Consider the following 18,408-nt stretch of genomic DNA (forward strand, 5'->3'; position numbering starts at 1 on the left):
TCATCATGGAGGTGAACGGTCCGGTATGCAGGACTTCTTCGACCTGACCCTCGGCGGGATCTCGGCCGGCGCGGTGTACGCGGCGCTCGGGCTCGCCCTGGTCATCATCTACCGGGCCACCCGGGTGGTGAACTTCGCGCAACCCGCCCTCGCCCTGATCTCGACGTACCTCGCGTACTCGGTGACGAAGGCGACGGGCAGCTACTGGCTCGGCTTCGCCGTCGCGATCGTCGCCGGGACGCTGCTGGGTGTCGCCACCGAACGGCTGCTCATCCGGCCGCTGCGGCACCGCTCGGAGCTCAGCTCGATCATCGTCACGCTCGGGCTCCTGCTGGTGCTGCAGGCGGTCGCGGGCATGATCTGGTCCAACGAGCCACTGGCGTTCTCGTACGCCTTCGACTTCCGCGGCCGGTTCTCGGCCAACGACCTGTTCGTCGTGCTCGTCGTCGTGGCCATCGCCGCGCTGGTGCTGGTGGTGTTCAAGTACACGCCGCTGGGCCTGCGGATGCGCGCGGCCGCGTTCGCCCCCGAAGTGGCGCGGACGCTCGGCGTGCGGGTCGGGCTGATGCTCACCGCCGGCTGGGGACTGGCCGCGGCCGTCGGGTCGCTGGCCGGGCTGCTCGCCACCCCACCGTTCCTCTTCCCGAACGTGCTCGACGGCGTCTTCGTCTACGCGCTCACCGCGGCGGTGCTCGGCGGCCTCGACAACCCGCTGGGCACCATCGCCGGCGGGTTCGTCCTCGGCGTCGGACTGTCCTATGTGTCCGGCTACTTCGGACCGGAGATGGTGACGATCGCCGCGCTGGCCATCCTGGTCATCGTGCTGACGCTGCGGCCCAGCGGGCTGTTCGGCCGGGCCAAGGTGAGGCGGGTATGACCGTGCGCACGAAACCGGCGGAAGCCACGGCCACGCCGGTGAAGCAGCGCCGCACGCTGCCGCCGTTGCTCGTCCACGCGCTCGCCGCGCTGGCCGCGCTCGTGGTGGTCGTGCTGCTGACCCTGGTCACCGACGAGTTCACCAACCTGCGCATCGCGACCATCGGGTACTACCTGATCGCGGTGGCGGGGCTGACTTTGCTGACCGGCCTCACCGGGCAGGTGTCGCTCGGCCATGGCGCCTTCATGTTCATCGGCGCCTACACGGTGGCGTTGCTGGTGAAGCACGTGCCGTCGTTGCCGCTGTGGGCCGACCTGCTGCTGGCCTCGGCGGCCGGTGGGCTCGCCGGGCTGCTCGCCGGCGCGGCGGCGGCCCGGCTGCGCGGCCCGTACCTGGCCGGGGCGACCCTCGCGCTGGCCGTCGGCCTGCCCGCGCTGACCCGCAAGTTCCCGGACTTCCTGGGTGGCAGCAACGGACTCAGCTTCACCGTCCACAGCAGACCGAACGGGATCGGCGTCCCGGAGCTGCGCTGGCAGACCTGGATCGTCTGGCTCAGCGTGCTGCTGGCGCTGGTGCTGGTGGTGAACATCGTCCGCGGCCGGCTCGGCCGGGACTTCCGCGCGGTCCGCGACGACGAGGTCGCCGCGGCGCTGAGCGGGATCGCCGTCGGGCGCACGAAAATCCTCGCGTTCCTGGTCAGCGCGGTGTGCGGCGGGCTCGCCGGTGGCCTGCAGGCGTTCCTGCTCGGCACCGCCGCACCCGGCTCGTTCACGCCCGCGCTGTCGCTGAGCCTGCTGGCCGCGGTGGTGCTGGGCGGGCTCGGGTCCCTGTGGGGTGCGCTGTGGGGCGCGGTCGCGCTCGTGTACTTCCAGGCCTGGTCGGAAGACCTCGCCGACGTCCTGCACCTGAACACCGACGTGGCCAACAACCTCCCGCTCGCGGTGTACGGCGTGATCCTCATCGTCGTCGTGCTCGCCTTCCCGCGCGGCATCCAGGGCGGTTTCTCGAAGCTGCGCGGACTTCTCCGCCGACCCGCCGAAAAGAAGGAGAACCATGAGAACCACTAGGTACGGCGCGGGGTTCCTCGCCCTCGCCTTGACGCTGACCGCCTGCGGCGGCGCGGGGGAGAGCGACGGCGGCGGGCAGCAGGCCGCCGATTCGGCGGTCGGGGTCACGAAGGACACCGTCGTCATCGGCACGCACCAGCCGCTCACCGGCCCGGCCGCCCCCGGGTACAGCAAGATCTCCGTCGGCGCCCGCGCGGTGTACCAGGCGATCAACGACGGCGGCGGGATCAACGGGCGCAAGATCGACTACAAGGTGGAGGACGACGGCTACAACCCGACGAAGACCGTCGAGGTCGTCAAGAAGCTCGTCCTGCAGGACAAGGTCTTCGCGATCGTCGGCGGTCTGGGGACGCCGACGCACTCGAAGGTCGTCGACTACCTGAACTCCGAAGGCGTCCCCGACCTGCTCGTGTCGTCGGGCGCGCTCGCCTGGGACAACCCGCAGAAGGCGCCGATGACCTTCGGGTACCAGGTGGACTACACCCGGGAAGGCAAGATCCAGGGCCAGTACGTCAAGGACACGTTCGCCGGCAAGAAGGTCGGCTACTTCACGCAGAACGACGACGTCGGCCGCGACACCCAGGCCGGGCTCGACCAGTTCGTCAAGGACCAGGTCGTCGTCCGCCAGGGCTACGACAGCGCCAACACCGACGTCACCCCGCAGCTGTCCGCGCTCAAGGCGGCCGGTGCCGAGGTCGTCGTCTGCGCGTGCATCCCGGCGTTCACGGCGCTGTCGATCCTGGCCGCGGCGAAGATCGGGTACAAACCGCAGTTCGTGGTCAGCAGCATCGGCGCGGACCCGGCGACGCTGTCCGGGCTGCTGCAGGACTTCGCCAAGCGCGGCGGCGCCAGCGTCTCCAGCGGGCAGCTGCTGGCCGGCCTGATCGGCACCGGGTACCTGCCGGACGTCGCCCAGACGTCGGACCCGTGGATCGCCTACTTCAAGGGCCTTCACGACAAGTACATCCCGAAGGAGCCGTTCACCAACACGGTGCTGTTCGGCATGGTGCAGGCTTACACGTTCGGGCAGGCGCTCAAGGCGGCCGGGCCGGACCCGACGCGGCAGAAGGTCGTCGACGCGATGAGCTCCGGCGCGCTGAAGGGCCCGGGCCTGACGCCGTTCGGGTTCTCGAAGGACTCGCACGCCGGCTACACGGGTGCGTACGTCTTCAAGATCAACCCGGACGTCACGACGACGGTGATCCAGCCACCGGCCGTCACCGACCGTGGCACGGGCGCGATCACGCCGTACTCCGGTGAGCGGGCCACTCCGGAGCAGGTCAACCTGGTGAGCAAGTGACGATCGGGCCGGCTCGTGGGCGACGCGAGCCGGCCCATCCGCTCACATAGGGTGGCGACATGAGTGTCAGGGAGAAGGTCGTGCGGGCGGCCGTGCGGCTGTTCGCCGAGAAGGGCTTCGAGGCGACGACGGTCCGCGAGATCGTCGAGGAAGCCGGCGTCACCAAGGGCGGGCTGTACCACTACTTCGAGTCCAAGGACGACCTGCTCTTCGAGATCTACGCCGCGATGCTGCGGATGCAGACCCGGCGGATGGTGACGATCGCCGAGTCGGACCTGCCGCTGGCCGAGCGGCTGCACGCGATCATCGCCGACGTCGTGGTCACGAGCATCGCCGACCTCGACGCGGCGACCGTGTTCTTCCAGTCGTTCCCGCTGCTGGAGAAGTCCAAGCAGGTCCAGGTGCGCGCGGAACGGCGGACCTATCACGAACGGGTCCGCGATCTGGTCGCCGAAGGGCAGCGTTCCGGCGTCTTCCGCGCCGACGTCCCGGCCGACCTGGTGATCAACTACCACTTCGGCGCCATCCACCGGCTGGGCATGTGGTACCACGCGGAAGGGGAGCTGTCGGGCGAGCAGGTGGGGAAGCACTTCGCGGACCTGATGCTGCGCAGTCTCCGTCCTTAGTGGACTGGTTTGACTTCGCCGCGTCCGTGGTACTGACCGGGATCATCGCTGTCTCGCTGAGGAGGGTGCTCGTGCAGATCCAGGTCAACACCGACCACAACATCCACGGTGGCGAAGGACTGGCCGGGTACGTGACCACCGACCTGGAGCAGAGCCTGTCGAGGTTCCGCGGGTGGCTGACCCGGGTGGAGGTGCACCTCAGCGAAGACGGGGGGGCCAAACCGGAGGACAAGAAGTGCGTGATCGAGGCGCGGCCCGGCGGCAAGCAGCCGGTGGCGGTCACCCACCACGCGGCCACTGTGGACGACGCCTACGCCGGCGCGGCGCACAAGCTGGGGCGGGTGCTGGATTCCCGGTACGGCCGCGCCCACGACCACAAGGGCAGTGACAGCATCCGCCACATGCCCGCTCCGGAAGACCCGGACGTGGTCGGCGTGCTCGAGGATTCGCGCGACACCGCGCCGGACATGGGCTAACCTCGACACCGTGTCGAGCCCCGAAGCGTCCAGGACCGGGCTGCCGGTCTTCCCGGTGGCCCGATAACTCCCCGTTCCCGGGTCACCGGGTGACCACGAAATCGTCCTGCCGATCTCGTGATCCCTGGAGCTTCGTGTGCCCTTGTACCTGCTTGCCCTGGCCGTGTTCGCCATGGGCACGTCCGAATTCATGCTGGCCGGGCTGGTGCCCGGCATCGCCGCCGCCTTCGCCGTCTCGCCGGCGCAGGCGGGGTACCTCACCTCCGCCTTCGCCGCCGGGATGGTCGCCGGGGCGCCAGTGATGGCCGCCCTCGCGCGGTCGTGGCGGCGGCGGACCGCGCTCTTGTGCTTCCTCGCCGTCTTCGTCGCGATGCACGTGGCCGGTGGGCTGACGACCTCGTTCGGTGTCCTCGTCGGCACGCGACTCGTGGCCGCCATCGCCAACGCCGGGTTTCTCGCCGTCGCGCTGATCGCCGCCACCGAGCTGGCGCGACCGGGCCGGGCGCTTGCCGTCCTGCTGGGCGGCTCGACCGCGGCGTGCGTCGTCGGCATCCCGGGTGGGGCGCTGCTCGGGTGGCGGCCGGCGTTCTGGGCCGTCGCGGCGCTGTGCCTGCCCGCTTTCGCGGCGGTCCGGTGGATCCCCGACACCCCGGCGGGCCGCGAGCCGGGTGACCTGCGGGCCGAACTCGCCGTGCTGCGGCCGGTGGCCGGCGTGCTCCTGACCGGCGCGTTCGTCAACGCGGCCACGTTCGGCGTCTTCACCTCCCTGGCGCCGGTGGCCTCGGGCGTCGCCCCGGTGCCGGTGGTGCTCGGCGCGTTCGGCGTGGGGTGCTTCGCCGGGATCACCGCGGCCGGGCGGCTCGCCGACCGGTGGACCGGCCGGGTCGTCGCCATCGGCGGTCCGCTGCTGCTCGCCGGGTGGGTCGCCGCGGCTTTGGCCGCGGCGATCCCAGTGGTGCTCGTGACCCTCGCCTTCACGCAAGGCGCGTTGTCCTTCGCCGTCGGCGGCACGGTGATCGCCCGCATCCTGCGGCTGGCCGAGGCCGCCCCGACGATGAAGGGGGCGTACGCGACCGCCGCGCTCAACGTCGGGGCCACGGCCGGCCCCGTCCTCACCGGGGCGGCGGGGAACCCGTTTTGGGTCGCCGCCGGGCTGGTCGCGGCGGCGTCGGTGCTCGCGGTCCTGGTGCCCGGGGTGTTCGCGAGGCCGCCGAGGGTGAGGACGGCGGCCGGGTAGATCGTGCGTGGGTGGTCACGCGGGCACTCGGCGATCCTGCCGCAGCGAGTACAGCGCAATCCCCAGGCCGCCGAGGGTGAGCACGGCCGCGACCAGGTAGATCGCCCGCGGGCCGCCGGTGGTGTCGATGACGCCGCCGCCCAGCCAGCCGGCGACGGCCGCCGCCAGCTGGTAGCCGGAGGCGTTGACCGCCACGGCCAGCGTCGGTGCCTCGGCCGCCGCCGTGATCACCCGGGTCTGCATGCCCGGCACGATCGCGAAGGCCAGCGCGCCCAGCACGACCGTCGACACCGCCGTCGCGACCGGGTTGCCGCCGCCGAACCAGGCCAGGGCGAGCACCCCGGCCAGCACGGCGAGCAACCCGGCCAGCGACGGCAGCAGGGCCCGGTCCGCCAGCCGCCCGCCGACGACGTTGCCGAGGACCGCGCCGGCGCCGTAGCCGAGGAGGAGCACCGGGACGGCGCCGGCCGGGAAGCCGCCCACCTCCGTCAGCAGCGGCGCGAGGTAGGTGAAGACCATCAAGACGCCGACGTTGCCGGCCGCGGTCAGCGCGATCGCCAGCCGGACCCGGCGGTCGGTGAAGACGCGCAGCTCGCCGGTCACCGGGCCGGTCGTCGCGGACGGCCGGTCCGGGACGAACCGCAGCACCGCCAGCAGCGCCAGCGCGGCGGCGCCCGCGACCGACCAGAACGTCGCCCGCCAGCCGAGGTGCTGGCCGACGAACGTACCCAGCGGCGCGCCCAGGACGATGCCGAGGTTCAGGCCCAGCGCCACCTTCGCCACGGCGGAACCCTGCTTGCCCGGGCGCGCTTCCGCCGCCGCGGTGGCGATCGCGACGGCGAAGAAGGTCGCGATCACCAGGCCGGCGAGCACCCGCGAGACCAGCAGCAGCGGGTAGTTCGGGGCGACGGCGGAGGCCGCGTTCGCCAGCACGGCGGTGATGACCAGCCCGATCACCAGCGGTTTCCGCGAGACCCGCGCGGTCAGCAGCGTGACGATCGGGCCACCGGCGATCATGCCGATCGCGTACGCGGTCGTCAGCAGCCCGGCCGCCGAAAGCGGGATCGCCAGCCCGCCGGCGACGTCCGGGAGAATGCCGGACACCACGAATTCGCCGGTCGTGAGGCTGAACACGACGAGCATGAGGGAAAAGACGGCCACGGAACTCCCCAGTTGGTTCGAGTTAGAATGATTCGAGCTAGAACTATCACAGTTCGAACCATGGGGTCTAGAGTTCGGGGCATGCCGAGCGAGGAGATCGACCGCGACGTCTGCAAGCTGGTCCACGGGCTCGCGCGCACCCTCGACGGCCACGTCCGCCGGGTCGCGGACGCCATGGGGCTCACCCCGAGCCAGGTGGTGGCCCTGCGCGAGCTGTCGGAACCGATCACCGCCCGCGAGCTGGCGGCGCGCATGGCGTGCGAAGCCTCGAACGCGACGTTCGTGCTCGACCGCCTCGAGGAACGCGGGCTGCTCAACCGCCACCCGCACCCGGGGGACCGACGGGCCAAGCAGATCGTCCTCACCCCGGAGGGCGACCGCCGCCGGGCCGAGGCGGTGAAGCGGCTCGGGGAGAGCTCACCGCTGGGGTCGTTGCGCGCGGATCAGCAGGAGGCGCTGCGGAACCTGTTGCAGGCCTTGGCTTCCGACGGCGAGCGCTAGGCTCGCCGCCGGCGGACGTAGTGGGTGATCAGCAGCGCGATCGCCCCGATCGCCACCGCGCCGGCCACCGTCCGCACCGGCAATCCCAGTCCTGCCAAGGGGCCCGCCGCGTTGACCGCGGCACTGACCACCAGCACCAGCCACAGCAGCACCGGGCTGGAAGAACGCGTCGAAACGTTGTCGTTGTTCATGCCCTGAACGCTAAAGAACCACTGCGGCCACGAGAATGCTGCGCACACCCCGATCCGGGGTGGTGCCTGCGCTACCCCGCGTCCCGGCCGAGGTAGGCCAGCACCGCCAGCACCCGGCGGTGCCCCGCGCCTTCGTCGGACGGCAGGCCGAGCTTCGCGAAGATGTTCCTGATGTGCTTGAGCACCGCGCCGTCGCTGACGACCAGCAGCTCCGCGATCGTGCTGTTGTTGTAGCCCTCGGCCATCAGCCCCAGCACTTCGCGCTCGCGGGCGGTCAGCGCGTCCAGGGGGTCCGCGGCGCGGCGGCGGGCCATCAGCCGGCCGATCACCTCGGGGTCCATCGCCGTGCCGCCCTTGGCGACGCGCTGCAGCGCCTCCAGGAACCGCTCGACCTTGCCGACGCGCTCCTTGAGCAGGTAACCCACGCCGCCGACGCCGTCGGCGAGCAGCTCGACCGCGTAGCTCGTCTCCACGTGCGCCGACAGCACCAGCACCGGCAGCGCCGGGTGGATCTCGCGGGCGCGGACGGCCGCGCGCAGGCCCTCGTCGCGGTGGGTCGGCGGCATCCGCACGTCCATCACCACCGCGTCGGGCCGCTCGTCCTCGACGAACGCCAGGAAGTCCTCGGCGTTGTCGAAGGTCGCCGCGACCTCGATGCCCGCCGTCTTCAGCAGCAGGGCGAGGCCTTCGCGCAGCAACGCGTCGTCCTCGGCGATCACGACCCGCATGGCAGCTCCACTCGCAGCACGGTCGGCCCACCGGGTGGGCTGGTCAGGGTGAGGGTTCCGTCGAAGGCTTCCGCGCGGCGGCGGATGCCGGCCAGCCCGCTGCCCCGCGACTCGTCGGCGCCGCCGCGGCCGTCGTCGCGGATTTCCAGGCGCAGCACCGACGCGGTGCCACCGAGCGTGATGTCCACCCGGGACGCGTCGGCGTGCTTGGTGATGTTGGCCAGCGCCTCGGCGACCACGAAGTACGCGGCCGCCTCGACCGCGGCCGGGCGGCCGGTCTCGTACTCGACGTCGACGGCGGCCGGCACCGGGCTGCGCTCGGCGAGCGCGCGCACCGCCCCGGCCAGGCCGCGTTCGCCCAGCAGCGGCGGGTGGATGCTGCGGACGACCGTGCGCAGCTCGGCCAGCGCGTCGGTCGCGGTGTCCTGGGCCTTGACCAGTAGGTCGCGGGCCGTGGCCGGGTCCCGCTCGTAGAGCTGGTCGGCGATCCCGAGCTGCAGCACCACCGCCGCGATCCGCGCCTGCGTGCCGTCGTGCAGGTCACGCTCGATGCGCCGCAGCTCGGCGCCGTGCGCCTCCAGCGCCGCCGCCCGGGTCGCGGTCAGCTCGGCGACCCGGTCCGCCAGCTCGACACCGGGCGCGGGCCGCAGCAGCCGCTGCGCGAGCCGCGCCTTCCAGCGGGCGACGCGCGGCAGCAGCAGCGACAACGCCGCCATCGCCACCCCGGTGAGCACACTCAGCGCGGCCATCGGCCACGAGTTCACGACCAGGCCGAACGAGCCTTCGATCCCGCCGGGCACCAGAGGCCAGAGGAAGGCGAAGACGACCTGCTCGAGCGCGGCCACCGGCAGGCCGAACGCCAGCGCGCCCATGATCATCCCGGTGGCGGCGTGGAGCGCGAGCCACGCGACGTCGCGGCGGGTCGCCGGGTCCTTCAGCGGGGAGCCGTCGCGGTAGGGCTCGGGGATCGGCTCGCCGAGGTGGCGCGCGGCCTGGCGGCGGTCGATCCCGACCGGCCACCGGGACAGCCGGACCATCGGGGCCAGCGACGGGATCCCGATGCCGAACGGGCACAGCAGCAGCACGGCGAACAGCCCGGTCAGGGCGAACATCGACAGCAGCGACGTGCCGGCGCCGATCACGAGGTAACGCACCGCCGACCAGCACTCGCGCAAGCGGGTCGTCACGGCCACAGTGTCCCACCCCACCGCCGGGGTAGTGCTGGCGCTACCCCGGATCCACCTCTCCACGGGATCGAAGACCCGGCTGCACCGCCCTAGTTTTCTTTGGGAGAGAACGAAGGGGATCGAAATGACCACAGCGTATGCGCTGGAACTGACCGGGGTGCGGAAGGTGTACGGCTCCGGTGACGGCGCCGTCACCGCGCTGGACGGGGTGTCGGCGGGGGTGGCGCGGGGGACGTTCACCGCGGTGATGGGCCCGTCCGGCTCGGGCAAGAGCACCTTCCTGCACTGTGCGGCCGGCCTCGACCGGCCGACGTCGGGGCGGGTCCTGCTCGGCGGCAGCGAAATCGGCAGGCTCAAGGAACGCGAGCTGACCGAGCTGCGGCGCACCCGGATCGGGTTCGTCTTCCAGGCCTACAACCTGCTGCCGTCGCTGAACGTGCTGCAGAACATCACGCTGCCGCTGCGCCTGGCCGGGCGGAAGCCGGACCCGCAGTGGCTGCGGGAGGTCGTCGACGGCGTCGGGATCGCGAACCGGCTGGAGCACCGCCCGGCGGAACTGTCCGGCGGCCAGCAGCAGCGCGTCGCGATCGCGCGGGCGCTCGTCACCCGGCCCGAGGTGGTGCTGGCCGACGAGCCGACCGGCGCCCTCGACACCCGCACCGGACGGCAGGTGCTGGACCTGCTCCGCGCGGTCGTCGAGCAGATGGGCCAGACCGTGCTGATGGTCACCCACGACCCGGTCGCGGCCTCGGCCGCCCACGGCGTCCTCTTCCTGGCCGACGGCAAGCTGGCCGGCCACCTCCCGCACCCCACCCCCGAGCGGGTGGCGGAGCGGATGACGCACCTCGGGGAGTGGTGAGCGTGCTCGACCTCGCCTGGCAGACCATCCGGACCCGCCTCGGCGGGTTCGCCGGCGCCTTCATCGCGATCCTGTGCGGCACCGCCCTGGTGGCCGCCTGCGGGATCCTCATGGAATCCGGCCTGCGGGCCGGCGTCCCCACCCAGCGCTACGCCGCCGCGGCCATCGTCGTCGGCGGGGCGCAGAGCGTGCGCCCGCCCGGCGCCGACGCCCTGTCCACCGAGCAGGTCGGCGAGCAGCCGTCCGTCCCGGCCGCGCTGGCCGGGCGCATCGCTTCGGTGCCCGGGGTGCGCGCGGCGGTCGCCGAGCAGAGCTTCCCGGCGCAGGTCGTCACCCGCGACGGGCGGGTGCTCGCCGACCGGGAGTCGCTGGGGCACAACTGGGACGCGGCCGTGCTGGCGCCGTTCACCCTGCGCGGCGGCGACGCACCCGCGTCCGCCGACGAGGTCGTGCTGGACGCCGACCTCGCCCGCCGGGCCGACGTCGGCATCGGCGGCCAGGTCCGGATCACGACCCGGTCCGGCACGGTGCCGGTCAAGGTGAGCGGCGTCGTCGACGGCGGCTCGCGCCAGTCGGCGGTGTTCTTCACCCCGGAGCGGGCCGCGGAGCTGGCCGGACGGCCCGGCCAGGTGCACGCGATCGGCGTCCTCGCCGACCCCGGCGTCGCGCCGGAGACGCTGGCCGAGCGCGTGCGTGCCGTCGCCGGCGGCGCCGAGGTGACCACCGGCGTCGAGCGCAGCAGCATCGAGTTCCTCGACGTCAGCCAGACGCGGGTGCTGCTGCTGGCCATCGCCGGCTCGTTCGGCGGGTTCGCGCTGCTCGTCGCGGTGTTCGTGGTGGCCAGCACCCTCGCCCTGACGATCAACCAGCGCCGCCGCGAGTTCGCGCTGCTGCGCGCGGTCGCGGCGACCCCGCGGCAGATCCGCAAGCTCATCGGGACCGAGACGACGCTGATCGCGCTCGTCGCCGGCGTGCTGGGCAGCGCGCTGGGCCTGGCCGTCGCGGGTGGGCTGCGGGACGCGTTCGCGGCGATCGGGGTCATCCCGGCCGACTTCGGGCTGGCGATCAGCCCGCTCCCGCTGGTCGCGGCCCTCCTGCTCGGCCTGGGCGCGGCCCGGCTGGCCGCCTGGGCGGCGTCGCGGCGGCCGTCGTCGATCCGGCCCGTCGAAGCGCTGGGCGAGGCCGCGGTGGAACGCCGTGAGCTGGGCCGCGGCCGGCTGCTCACCGGCTGGGGCCTGGTGCTGGCGGGGGTCGGCGGTGCACTCGTCCCGCTGTTCCTGCGCGGGGACATCGCCGCCGCCGTCTCGACGATGTCCACCCTCGTCGTCGTCATCGGGCTGGCCGTGGTCGGTCCGCAGGTGACCGGGCTGGTGATGCGGTTCCTGGTGCCGGTGCTCGCGCGGCTGTGGCGGATCAGCGGGTACCTCGCGGGGGCGAACGCCCAAGCCAACGCCCGGCGCGTCGCGGCCGCGGTGACCCCGCTGATGCTGGCGGTGGCGTTCGCGCTCGCCACCTTCTACGGGCCGACCGCCATGACCGCGGCCGCCCAGCAGGAATCGGCGCGGTCGACGACCGCCGACTACGTGCTCGCGGCGCCGGGCGGGATCTCGCCGGAGGTGGCCGCGGCGGCCGGCCGGGTGCCGGGGGTCGCGGCGGCGACGCCGGTGGTGCGCACGTCCGTGATCACCGCGACGCCGGTGGGCGACAGCGTCGAGGTCCAGCGGACCCCGGCGCAGGGCGTGGCGGGCGACCAGGCCGGCGCCGCCCTCGAGCTGGGCGTCGACGCCGGACGGCTCACCGACCTGACCGGGGACACCGTGGCGCTGAGCCGGTCGGAAGCGGACTGGCTGGACAAGAAGCTCGGCGACGACGTGGAGTTCTACTTCGGCGACGGCGTCCCGGCGAAGCTGCGGCTGGTCGCCACCTACACGCACGACCTGGCCTTCGGCGACTTCGTGCTGCCGGTCGCGCTGGCCCGCGAGCACATCGGCGGCCGGCTGGACGATTCGGTGCTGGTCCGGCGCCAGCCCGGCGCCGACGCGGGCGCGGTGGCTTCGGCGCTGAGTGCGTTGCCGTACCCCGGTTTGGTGGTGGCCCCGGCGTCGGTCGTCGCCGCCCCCGAAGGCGGCGAACGGCAGGCGCAGTTCTACCTGAACCTCGTGGCGGCCGGCGTCATCGTCGGGTACCTCGCGATTTCGGTGGCCAACACGCTGGTCCTGACGACCGCGCAGCGCGGCCGCGAGTTCGCGCTGCTGCGGCTGGTGGGCACGAGCCGCCGCCAGGTGACCCGGATGATGCGGCTCGAAGCGGTCGCCACGGTCGGGATCGCGATCGTCATGGGGACGCTGGTCGCGCTGATCCCGCTGGCCCTGCTCAACTTCGGGCTGCGGGGCAACCCGGTCCCGGCCGGCTCGCCGACCGTCTACTTCGGAATCATCGCCGGCGCGGCCGTGCTCGGCATGGTGGCGATCGGGCTGGCGACGTCGGTGGCGCTGCGGGCCCGGCCGATCGACGCGATCGGCGTCCGCGAATAGCGGAGCGGGGTGAGCCGGTCCGGCTCACCCCGCCCGTGCGTCAGCAGGCCGTGTGGGTGTCCACGCCGTCGTAGGAACTGACCAGGTACTGGGTCGTCTGCCCGATCAGCACCGCGGTGCCCGCCGGCACGCACTTTTCGCCGATCTTGGTGCGGAAGACGCCGTAGGTCACGCTGTACACGTCGATCTTCGTGGCGGCGGAACCGCAGTTGCCCCAGTGGTAGTCGCGGGCGTTCGGCCCGGACGCCCCTTGCGTGGTGTAGGTGCCGCAGGTGACCGACTCCGACGCGGACGCCGTGCCCGCCGCCAGGGGCAGGGCCGTCACGGCCAGCCCGAGCACGGCCGCGGCCGCAATGCGTTTCATGGAACCCCCCGTTGTCTGGGAAACAGTGCGGCACCCACGCTAGCGCTTTTCCGGGAACGGCAAATCCGCCGCAATTCCCGGGGTTGACGGAACACGGGCACCGCGAGATCATCGAAAGTTTCCGAAAGTTATTGCCCGACCACTGGCCGCACTCGCATGCTTTTGCCATCCTGGCTCGCCTGCCAGCCTCGACGAGGAGGAAGCATGCTCACCAAGAAACGCGGCCGCAGCAGGGTGTTCGCCGGCGGCGCCGTCCTTGCGCTGATCGCCGCATTCCTGCCCGGAACCGCCTGGGCCGACACGGTCATCACGACCAACCAGACCGGGAACAACAACGGGTACTATTACTCGTTCTGGACCGCCGGTGGTGGCTCGGTCTCCATGACGCTCGGTTCCGGCGGCAACTACCGGACGAACTGGAGCAACGTCAACAACTTCGTCGCCGGCAAGGGCTGGGGCAACGGCAGCCGCCGGACGGTGAACTACTCCGGCAGCTTCAACCCCTCCGGCAACAGCTACCTGTCGCTCTACGGCTGGACGTCCAACCCGCTCGTCGAGTACTACATCGTCGACAACTGGGGCAGCTGGCGGCCGACCGGGACGTACAAGGGCACCGTGACCAGCGACGGCGGGACCTACGACATCTACCAGACGACCCGCTACAACGCGCCGTCCGTCGAAGGCAACAAGACGTTCAACCAGTACTGGAGCGTGCGCCAGCAGCGGCGGACCGGCGGCAGCATCACCACCGGCAACCACTTCGACGCGTGGAGCCGCGCCGGCATGCCGCTCGGCAACTTCAAGTACTACATGATCTTGGCGACCGAGGGCTACCAGAGCAGCGGCAACTCGAACATCAACGTGGGGTGACCATGCGCCGGCTGAGCACTTTCCTGGCCACGGCGGCCCTCGCCGTGGCGAGCACGATCGCCGCGGGCGCGCCGGCGCAGGCCGCCGCGTGCAGCGGGTACGTCGGCCTGACCTTCGACGACGGGCCGTCGAACGCCCACACCCCGGCCATCCTGAACGCGCTGCGGCAGAACGGGTTGCGGGCCACGATGTTCAACGAGGGCCAGTACGCGGCCGCGTACCCGGCGCAGGTCCGCGCCCAGACGAGCGCGGGGATGTGGGTGGGCAACCACAGTTACACGCACCCGCACCTCACCCAGCAGAGCCAGGCGCAGGTCGACTCGGAGATTTCCCGGACCCAGCAGGCGATTTCGGCGGCCGGCGGCGGCACGCCCCGGCTGTTCCGCCCGCCGTACGGGGAAACGAACGCGACGGTCCAGTCGGTCGAGGCCAAGTACGGCCTCCGCCAGGTCATCTGGGACGTCGACTCCGGGGACTGGAACAACGCGAGCGTCAGCGCCATCGTCGCGGCCAACGCCCGGCTCACGAACGGCCAGGTCATCCTGATGCACGAATGGCCGGCCAACACCCTGTCCGCCATCCCGCAGATCGCCCGGACGCTGGCGAGCCGCGGGCTGTGCGCGGGGATGATCTCGCCGCAGACGGGACGGGCGGTCGCCCCGGGCTGAGGCGGGTGGAGGGTGGCGCGGCGCTTGCACCCGCCGCGCCACCCTCCGATCTTCGACACTCCACAGTGGATTCCTTCGCGGCCGCGCGGTGGTAGCCTGCCTCCCGGCACCGGGAGGGGATCATGGGGGAACCGCGGGTGATCAGGGTGGTCGTGGTGGACGACCAGCAGGCCGTGCGCGAGGGCCTGGTCGCCCTCATGGACCTGCTCGACGACGTCGAGGTGGCCGGTTCCGCGGCTGACGGCGCCGAGGCGCTCGCGCTCCTGCGGCGCCTCGACCGGGTCGACGCGGTGCTGATGGACCTCACCATGCCCGTCATGACCGGCGTCGAAGCGACCGAGCGGATCGTCCGCGACCACCCGGACGTCGCCGTCCTGGTGCTGACGACCTACGCCGACGACGGATCGATCGCCGGCGCGCTGGCCGCCGGGGCCCGCGGGTACCTGACGAAGGACGCGGGCCGCGCCGAAATCGGGGTCGCCCTGCGGGCCGTGGTGTCCGGGCAGCTGACCTTCGGCGCCGGCGTGTCCGGCCGGGTGGCGTCCGCGCTGTCCGGCCGGGGCGGCGAACCGGACCGGCTGCCGGACGGCCTGACCGCGCGCGAGGCCGAAGTGCTCGGCCTGATCTCCGCCGGGCTGAGCAACGGCGAGATCGCGGCCGAGCTGGTCATCGCCGAGGCGACGGTGAAGACGCACATCAACAACGCCTTCGCCAAGATCGGCGTGCGCAACCGGGTCGAAGCACTGCGTTACGCCGTGCAGCACGGACTGGGCCGGGGCCTCACGCGCTGACGCTCAGCGGCCCAGTTTCTTCAGGATGATCGCGATCACGCCGAGCAGCAGGACCAGCAGCAGGATTCCGCCGCCGATCACCGCGAACCGGAGAAACACGAAACCGAGCACTTCGTTCATGGAGCTTTCCCTTCCGGATGATTCCGACGGAAAGAAAAGCTAATGGGCCGGCCGGGTGGAGGGGGACCACCCCGCGGTGGAGATGCGGGTGGATCACTCGGCGACGCGGGTGCGGCCGCACCAGGCGAACACCGGGACCTGGTCGCCGCTGTCGGTCGTGGCGAACTCACCGTGGTGGGAGAAGTGCTCGTAACCGGCGCCGAAGCTGACCTTCGCGACTTCGCCGATGCTGCCGACCGTCCATTCGCGGTGCCGTTCGATCAGCTCGGCGGGACCACCGGAAAGCGTCACCTTGATGTCCGTCATGATTCCTTCTCCGTGGGTTCGGCGGAGCAGTGAATGTGGCCTTCGTCTCTCGACGATGCCGGAGCGCCGAATGTCGTGTCAAGATATTCGGCGGCAGTTAGGGGAATTGCTGGAAAACAGGGGTTGACAACTCTTTTGCCCGGGGTTTCCGGTGTCGCGTCCCCGCGCCGGGCCCGGGTCGGTCAACTCGGACATTTCACCGGCCCGGCGACGGCCGTCCGGGCGCCGTTCCCGCGGCGTTCACCCCGCTCGCCCGCTCCCGTTACTTGCGGTGCCTAAGTTTCCTCGCGTGGACGCACCCTTGGCCGTCAGAGCCCGCGGGATCACCAAGTGCTTCGGCGACGTCGTCGCGCTCGACGGCATCGACTTCGACGTGGCACCGGGCCGGATCCACGGGCTGGCCGGCCCGAACGGCGCCGGCAAGACGACCCTGCTCGGCCTCCTGCTGAGCCTGGCGGTCGCCGACGAAGGGCGGCTGGAGATCCTGGGGGCGCCGGTCGGCCGGGCGCTCACCGCACCCGACGGCGTCTCGGGGTTCGTGGACGGACCGAACCTCTACCCGTCGCTGACGGCGCGGCAGAACCTGGCGGCGCTGGCGAAGCTGGGCGGTCACTCCGTCGGTGACGTCCTCGAGGAGGTCGGGCTGGCCGACGTCGCCGACGACCGGGTCCGCGGCTTTTCCCTCGGCATGCGCCAGCGGCTCGGCCTGGCGGCGGCGTTGCTCACCTCGCCGCGGTTGCTGGTGCTCGACGAGCCGGCCAACGGGCTGGACCCGGCGGGCAAGAAGCACGTCCACGGAGTGCTGACGAAGCTGGCCGCGGCGGGGACGGCGGTGGTGCTGTCGAGCCACCGGATGGACGACCTCGAGGCGCTGTGCACGGAGGTGACGATCATCGCGACCGGCCGCGTGGTCTTCACCGGCCCGCTCGCCGAGCTGTCCGCGGAGAACGGCGAGCTGGAGTACCGCCTGCGGACGTCGGACCCGGCCGCCGCCCGCCGGGTGATCGAGGAGACGCGGGCGATCATCGTGCCCCCGGAACCCCGGACCGACCCGGAGGTGCTGCTGGTTCGCGCGAAGGTGCCGGCCCTCGACGAGCTGGTCCGCCGTCTCGTGCAGGCCGGTGTGGCGGTCCGTGAACTCGCACCGGTGATTTCGCCGCTGGAAGCCGCCTTTCTGGCTTTGACCGGGCAGGAGGCTCTCCGATGACCGCGACTCCCACCACTCCCGCCCGGCCCGTTCCGCTCTCCCGGGCCTACCGCTTCGAGCTCGTCAAGCTCGTCGCCACCTGGCGGATCCGCCTGCTCGTCCTCGCCTGCTGGCTGGCCCCCGCCCTCTTCGTCGCCGCCGTCGGGGAACAGAGCTCGCTGCCCGTCGACACCCTCTTCGGCCGGTGGATGAACGCCAGCGGGTGGGCCGGGCCGCTCGTCATGCTCGGCTTTGCCGGCACCTACGCCCTTCCGCTCCTCACCTCCGTCGTCGCCGGGGACGTGTTCGCCGCCGAGGACCGGCTCGGTACCTGGCGGCACCTGCTCGTCGCCGTCCGGTCCGCGAGGCGGCTCTTCGCCGCGAAAGCGCTTGCCAGCCTGACCGTCCTTCTCGTGCTCGTCGCCGGGATGGCCGTCTCCAGCACCGCCGGCGGCCTGCTCACCGCCGGGAACCGGGCGCTGGTCGGCTTCGACGGGCACCTGCTGGCCCCCGGTGACGCCGCCGCGAACGTCCTGCTCGCCTGGGTGAGCGTGCTCGCGCCCACGCTGGCCCTCGCCGCCATCGGGCTGCTCGGATCCGTCCTCGGGGGACGGTCGCCGATGGGCCTGCTCCTGCCCGCCGTCGTCGCCCTCGCCATGGCGCTCGCCCAGCTGCTGCCGCTGCCCGTCGCCGTGCGCCTCGCGCTGCCCAGCTACGCCTTCATCGCGTGGAACGGCCTCTTCACCGACCCCGCGCAGCTCGGGCCGCTGCTGGTCGCGGCCGGGGTCAGCCTGGCCTGGGCCGTCGTCGCCACCGCGCTCGCGTACCGGCTGTTCGTGCGCCGCGACTTCACCACCCCCGCGCCGGAGGGCCGCCGGTCGCTCGCCGCGCTTCCCCTGATCCTGCTCTTCGGCGCCACCGCCGGGATCGTCGCCGCGGCGACACCCGCGCTGGGCTCCGGGATCACCCAGGACAAGGTGCAGCAGTCGGTCGCCACCGCGTTCGCGCACCTCTACCGCCTCCAAGCCGCCCAGCTGCACCGCCCCGACGTCACCGAAGCGCAGCTGGCGGCCACGGCCGCGTGCACCAAGGGTGACGGCCTGGTCGACGCCGACGGCCCCGGCAACGACTGGCGCTGCGTCGTCACCTGGCACCTGCCCGGCGTCGCGGCCACCGGAACGGCGATCTACCAGCTGGACGTCACCGCGGACGGCCGGTACGTCGCCGACGGCGACGGGCCGAAGGAAGTCAACGGCTACTTCCAGGTGCGGACCCCCGACGGGGACCAGCCCAACCCGCTCTGGCAGTTCGACGCCAACGTCGAGCTGCTCGCCTCGACCAACCCGAAGGGATGAGCCC

General features: G+C 72.2%; 20 protein-coding genes. 14 read left to right on the forward strand and 6 right to left on the reverse strand.

Translation table 11 applies throughout. The features are described from left to right. Positions 1-25: 25 nt before the first annotated feature. From IE317_RS29150 to IE317_RS29175, 6 genes are all read left to right on the forward strand, one after another. The gene (locus tag IE317_RS29150) at positions 26-877 is read left to right on the forward strand and encodes a branched-chain amino acid ABC transporter permease (protein ID WP_191314552.1); all 852 of its coding nucleotides are present in this window, start codon (positions 26-28) and stop codon (positions 875-877) included. Then, complete coding sequence (locus IE317_RS29155) at positions 874-1,944, forward strand: branched-chain amino acid ABC transporter permease (RefSeq protein ID WP_191314553.1); 1,071 nt, start codon at positions 874-876, stop codon at positions 1,942-1,944. Before IE317_RS29150 ends, IE317_RS29155 begins: the two co-directional genes overlap by 4 nt. Further along, positions 1,931-3,244 (forward strand): ABC transporter substrate-binding protein, encoded by a 1,314-nt coding sequence (locus IE317_RS29160; RefSeq protein WP_191314554.1) that lies wholly within the window; start codon positions 1,931-1,933, stop codon positions 3,242-3,244. The genes IE317_RS29155 and IE317_RS29160 overlap by 14 nt, the downstream gene beginning before the upstream one ends. 59 nt (positions 3,245-3,303) lie before the next feature. Then, positions 3,304-3,870 carry a TetR/AcrR family transcriptional regulator gene (locus IE317_RS29165; RefSeq protein ID WP_191314555.1) on the forward strand — a complete coding sequence of 189 codons (567 nt, stop codon included), beginning with the start codon at positions 3,304-3,306 and terminating at the stop codon, positions 3,868-3,870. After that, a complete protein-coding gene (locus tag IE317_RS29170; RefSeq protein WP_229902980.1) occupies positions 3,870-4,346 on the forward strand; it encodes an HPF/RaiA family ribosome-associated protein in 477 nt (158 codons plus the stop codon). The genes IE317_RS29165 and IE317_RS29170 overlap by 1 nt, the downstream gene beginning before the upstream one ends. Before the next feature lie 124 nt (positions 4,347-4,470). After that, the gene (locus tag IE317_RS29175) at positions 4,471-5,583 is read left to right on the forward strand and encodes an MFS transporter (protein WP_373309140.1); all 1,113 of its coding nucleotides are present in this window, start codon (positions 4,471-4,473) and stop codon (positions 5,581-5,583) included. Between the two features lie 15 nt (positions 5,584-5,598). On the opposite strand, the gene IE317_RS29180 is transcribed toward IE317_RS29175, so the two are convergent. Next, complete coding sequence (locus tag IE317_RS29180) at positions 5,599-6,744, reverse strand: MFS transporter (RefSeq protein ID WP_229902982.1); 1,146 nt, start codon at positions 6,742-6,744, stop codon at positions 5,599-5,601. Positions 6,745-6,825: 81 nt separating this feature from the next. Here IE317_RS29180 and IE317_RS29185 point away from each other — a divergent pair, with 81 nt between their 5' ends. After that, entirely contained in the window at positions 6,826-7,245 is a 420-nt protein-coding gene (locus IE317_RS29185; protein ID WP_191314556.1) for a MarR family winged helix-turn-helix transcriptional regulator, read from the forward strand. Here the strand turns inward: IE317_RS29185 and IE317_RS29190 are convergent. The 3 genes from IE317_RS29190 to IE317_RS29200 form a co-directional block, all read right to left on the reverse strand. Next, a complete protein-coding gene (locus IE317_RS29190; RefSeq protein ID WP_191314557.1) occupies positions 7,242-7,436 on the reverse strand; it encodes a hypothetical protein in 195 nt (64 codons plus the stop codon). The genes IE317_RS29185 and IE317_RS29190 overlap by 4 nt on opposite strands. Positions 7,437-7,507: 71 nt before the next feature. After that, a complete protein-coding gene (locus tag IE317_RS29195; RefSeq protein WP_191314558.1) occupies positions 7,508-8,164 on the reverse strand; it encodes a response regulator in 657 nt (218 codons plus the stop codon). Then, positions 8,152-9,351: a sensor histidine kinase gene (locus tag IE317_RS29200; protein WP_191314559.1), complete on the reverse strand. Its 1,200-nt coding sequence runs from the start codon at positions 9,349-9,351 to the stop codon at positions 8,152-8,154. Before IE317_RS29200 ends, IE317_RS29195 begins: the two co-directional genes overlap by 13 nt. A 124-nt stretch (positions 9,352-9,475) precedes the next feature. Between IE317_RS29200 and IE317_RS29205 the strand changes: the two genes are divergently transcribed. Together IE317_RS29205 and IE317_RS29210 are read left to right on the forward strand one after the other, a co-directional pair. Continuing rightward, on the forward strand, positions 9,476-10,210 hold the full coding sequence (locus IE317_RS29205; RefSeq protein WP_191314560.1) for an ABC transporter ATP-binding protein: 735 nt from the start codon (positions 9,476-9,478) through the stop codon (positions 10,208-10,210). Continuing rightward, the gene (locus IE317_RS29210; protein ID WP_191314561.1) at positions 10,204-12,744 is read left to right on the forward strand and encodes an ABC transporter permease; all 2,541 of its coding nucleotides are present in this window, start codon (positions 10,204-10,206) and stop codon (positions 12,742-12,744) included. Before IE317_RS29205 ends, IE317_RS29210 begins: the two co-directional genes overlap by 7 nt. Before the next feature lie 40 nt (positions 12,745-12,784). Here IE317_RS29210 and IE317_RS29215 read toward each other — a convergent pair whose 3' ends face one another. Then, positions 12,785-13,108: a hypothetical protein gene (locus IE317_RS29215; RefSeq protein ID WP_191314562.1), complete on the reverse strand. Its 324-nt coding sequence runs from the start codon at positions 13,106-13,108 to the stop codon at positions 12,785-12,787. A 204-nt stretch (positions 13,109-13,312) separates the two neighbouring features. On the opposite strand from IE317_RS29215, the gene IE317_RS29220 reads away from it, so the two are divergent. The 3 genes from IE317_RS29220 (at position 13,313) to IE317_RS29230 (ending at position 15,437) form a co-directional block, all read left to right on the forward strand. Continuing rightward, a complete protein-coding gene (locus tag IE317_RS29220) occupies positions 13,313-13,978 on the forward strand; it encodes a glycoside hydrolase family 11 protein (RefSeq protein WP_191314563.1) in 666 nt (221 codons plus the stop codon). 2 nt (positions 13,979-13,980) lie between these two features. Next, entirely contained in the window at positions 13,981-14,646 is a 666-nt protein-coding gene (locus IE317_RS29225) for a polysaccharide deacetylase family protein (RefSeq protein ID WP_191314564.1), read from the forward strand. Between the two features lie 122 nt (positions 14,647-14,768). Beyond that, positions 14,769-15,437 carry a response regulator gene (locus tag IE317_RS29230; protein ID WP_191314565.1) on the forward strand — a complete coding sequence of 223 codons (669 nt, stop codon included), beginning with the start codon at positions 14,769-14,771 and terminating at the stop codon, positions 15,435-15,437. A gap of 213 nt (positions 15,438-15,650) precedes the next feature. Here the strand turns inward: IE317_RS29230 and IE317_RS29235 are convergent, their stop codons facing one another. Beyond that, a complete protein-coding gene (locus IE317_RS29235) occupies positions 15,651-15,863 on the reverse strand; it encodes a DUF5988 family protein (RefSeq protein ID WP_191314566.1) in 213 nt (70 codons plus the stop codon). Between the two features lie 289 nt (positions 15,864-16,152). Here IE317_RS29235 and IE317_RS29240 point away from each other — a divergent pair, with 289 nt between their 5' ends. Continuing rightward, positions 16,153-17,070 carry an ABC transporter ATP-binding protein gene (locus tag IE317_RS29240; protein WP_191314567.1) on the forward strand — a complete coding sequence of 306 codons (918 nt, stop codon included), beginning with the start codon at positions 16,153-16,155 and terminating at the stop codon, positions 17,068-17,070. Further along, the gene (locus tag IE317_RS29245) at positions 17,067-18,404 is read left to right on the forward strand and encodes an ABC transporter permease (protein ID WP_191314568.1); all 1,338 of its coding nucleotides are present in this window, start codon (positions 17,067-17,069) and stop codon (positions 18,402-18,404) included. The genes IE317_RS29240 and IE317_RS29245 overlap by 4 nt, the downstream gene beginning before the upstream one ends. The last annotated feature ends 4 nt before the right edge of the window (positions 18,405-18,408 follow it).

Source organism: Amycolatopsis bullii (assembly GCF_014654205.1).
Classification (GTDB): domain Bacteria; phylum Actinomycetota; class Actinomycetes; order Mycobacteriales; family Pseudonocardiaceae; genus Amycolatopsis; species Amycolatopsis plumensis.

Bases quoted from the DNA above. Each gene is read 5' to 3' on its own strand.
- IE317_RS29160 (WP_191314554.1), top strand. From the start codon at position 1,931: ATGAGAACCACTAGGTACGGCGCGGGGTTCCTCGCCCTCGCCTTGACG.
- IE317_RS29235 (WP_191314566.1), bottom strand. From the start codon at position 15,863: ATGACGGACATCAAGGTGACGCTTTCCGGTGGTCCCGCCGAGCTGATC.
- IE317_RS29215 (WP_191314562.1), bottom strand. From the start codon at position 13,108: ATGAAACGCATTGCGGCCGCGGCCGTGCTCGGGCTGGCCGTGACGGCC.
- IE317_RS29185 (WP_191314556.1), top strand. From the start codon at position 6,826: ATGCCGAGCGAGGAGATCGACCGCGACGTCTGCAAGCTGGTCCACGGG.
- IE317_RS29190 (WP_191314557.1), bottom strand. From the start codon at position 7,436: ATGAACAACGACAACGTTTCGACGCGTTCTTCCAGCCCGGTGCTGCTG.
- IE317_RS29220 (WP_191314563.1), top strand. From the start codon at position 13,313: ATGCTCACCAAGAAACGCGGCCGCAGCAGGGTGTTCGCCGGCGGCGCC.
- IE317_RS29150 (WP_191314552.1), top strand. From the start codon at position 26: ATGCAGGACTTCTTCGACCTGACCCTCGGCGGGATCTCGGCCGGCGCG.
- IE317_RS29155 (WP_191314553.1), top strand. From the start codon at position 874: ATGACCGTGCGCACGAAACCGGCGGAAGCCACGGCCACGCCGGTGAAG.
- IE317_RS29165 (WP_191314555.1), top strand. From the start codon at position 3,304: ATGAGTGTCAGGGAGAAGGTCGTGCGGGCGGCCGTGCGGCTGTTCGCC.
- IE317_RS29225 (WP_191314564.1), top strand. From the start codon at position 13,981: ATGCGCCGGCTGAGCACTTTCCTGGCCACGGCGGCCCTCGCCGTGGCG.
- IE317_RS29205 (WP_191314560.1), top strand. From the start codon at position 9,476: ATGACCACAGCGTATGCGCTGGAACTGACCGGGGTGCGGAAGGTGTAC.
- IE317_RS29195 (WP_191314558.1), bottom strand. From the start codon at position 8,164: ATGCGGGTCGTGATCGCCGAGGACGACGCGTTGCTGCGCGAAGGCCTC.
- IE317_RS29245 (WP_191314568.1), top strand. From the start codon at position 17,067: ATGACCGCGACTCCCACCACTCCCGCCCGGCCCGTTCCGCTCTCCCGG.
- IE317_RS29230 (WP_191314565.1), top strand. From the start codon at position 14,769: ATGGGGGAACCGCGGGTGATCAGGGTGGTCGTGGTGGACGACCAGCAG.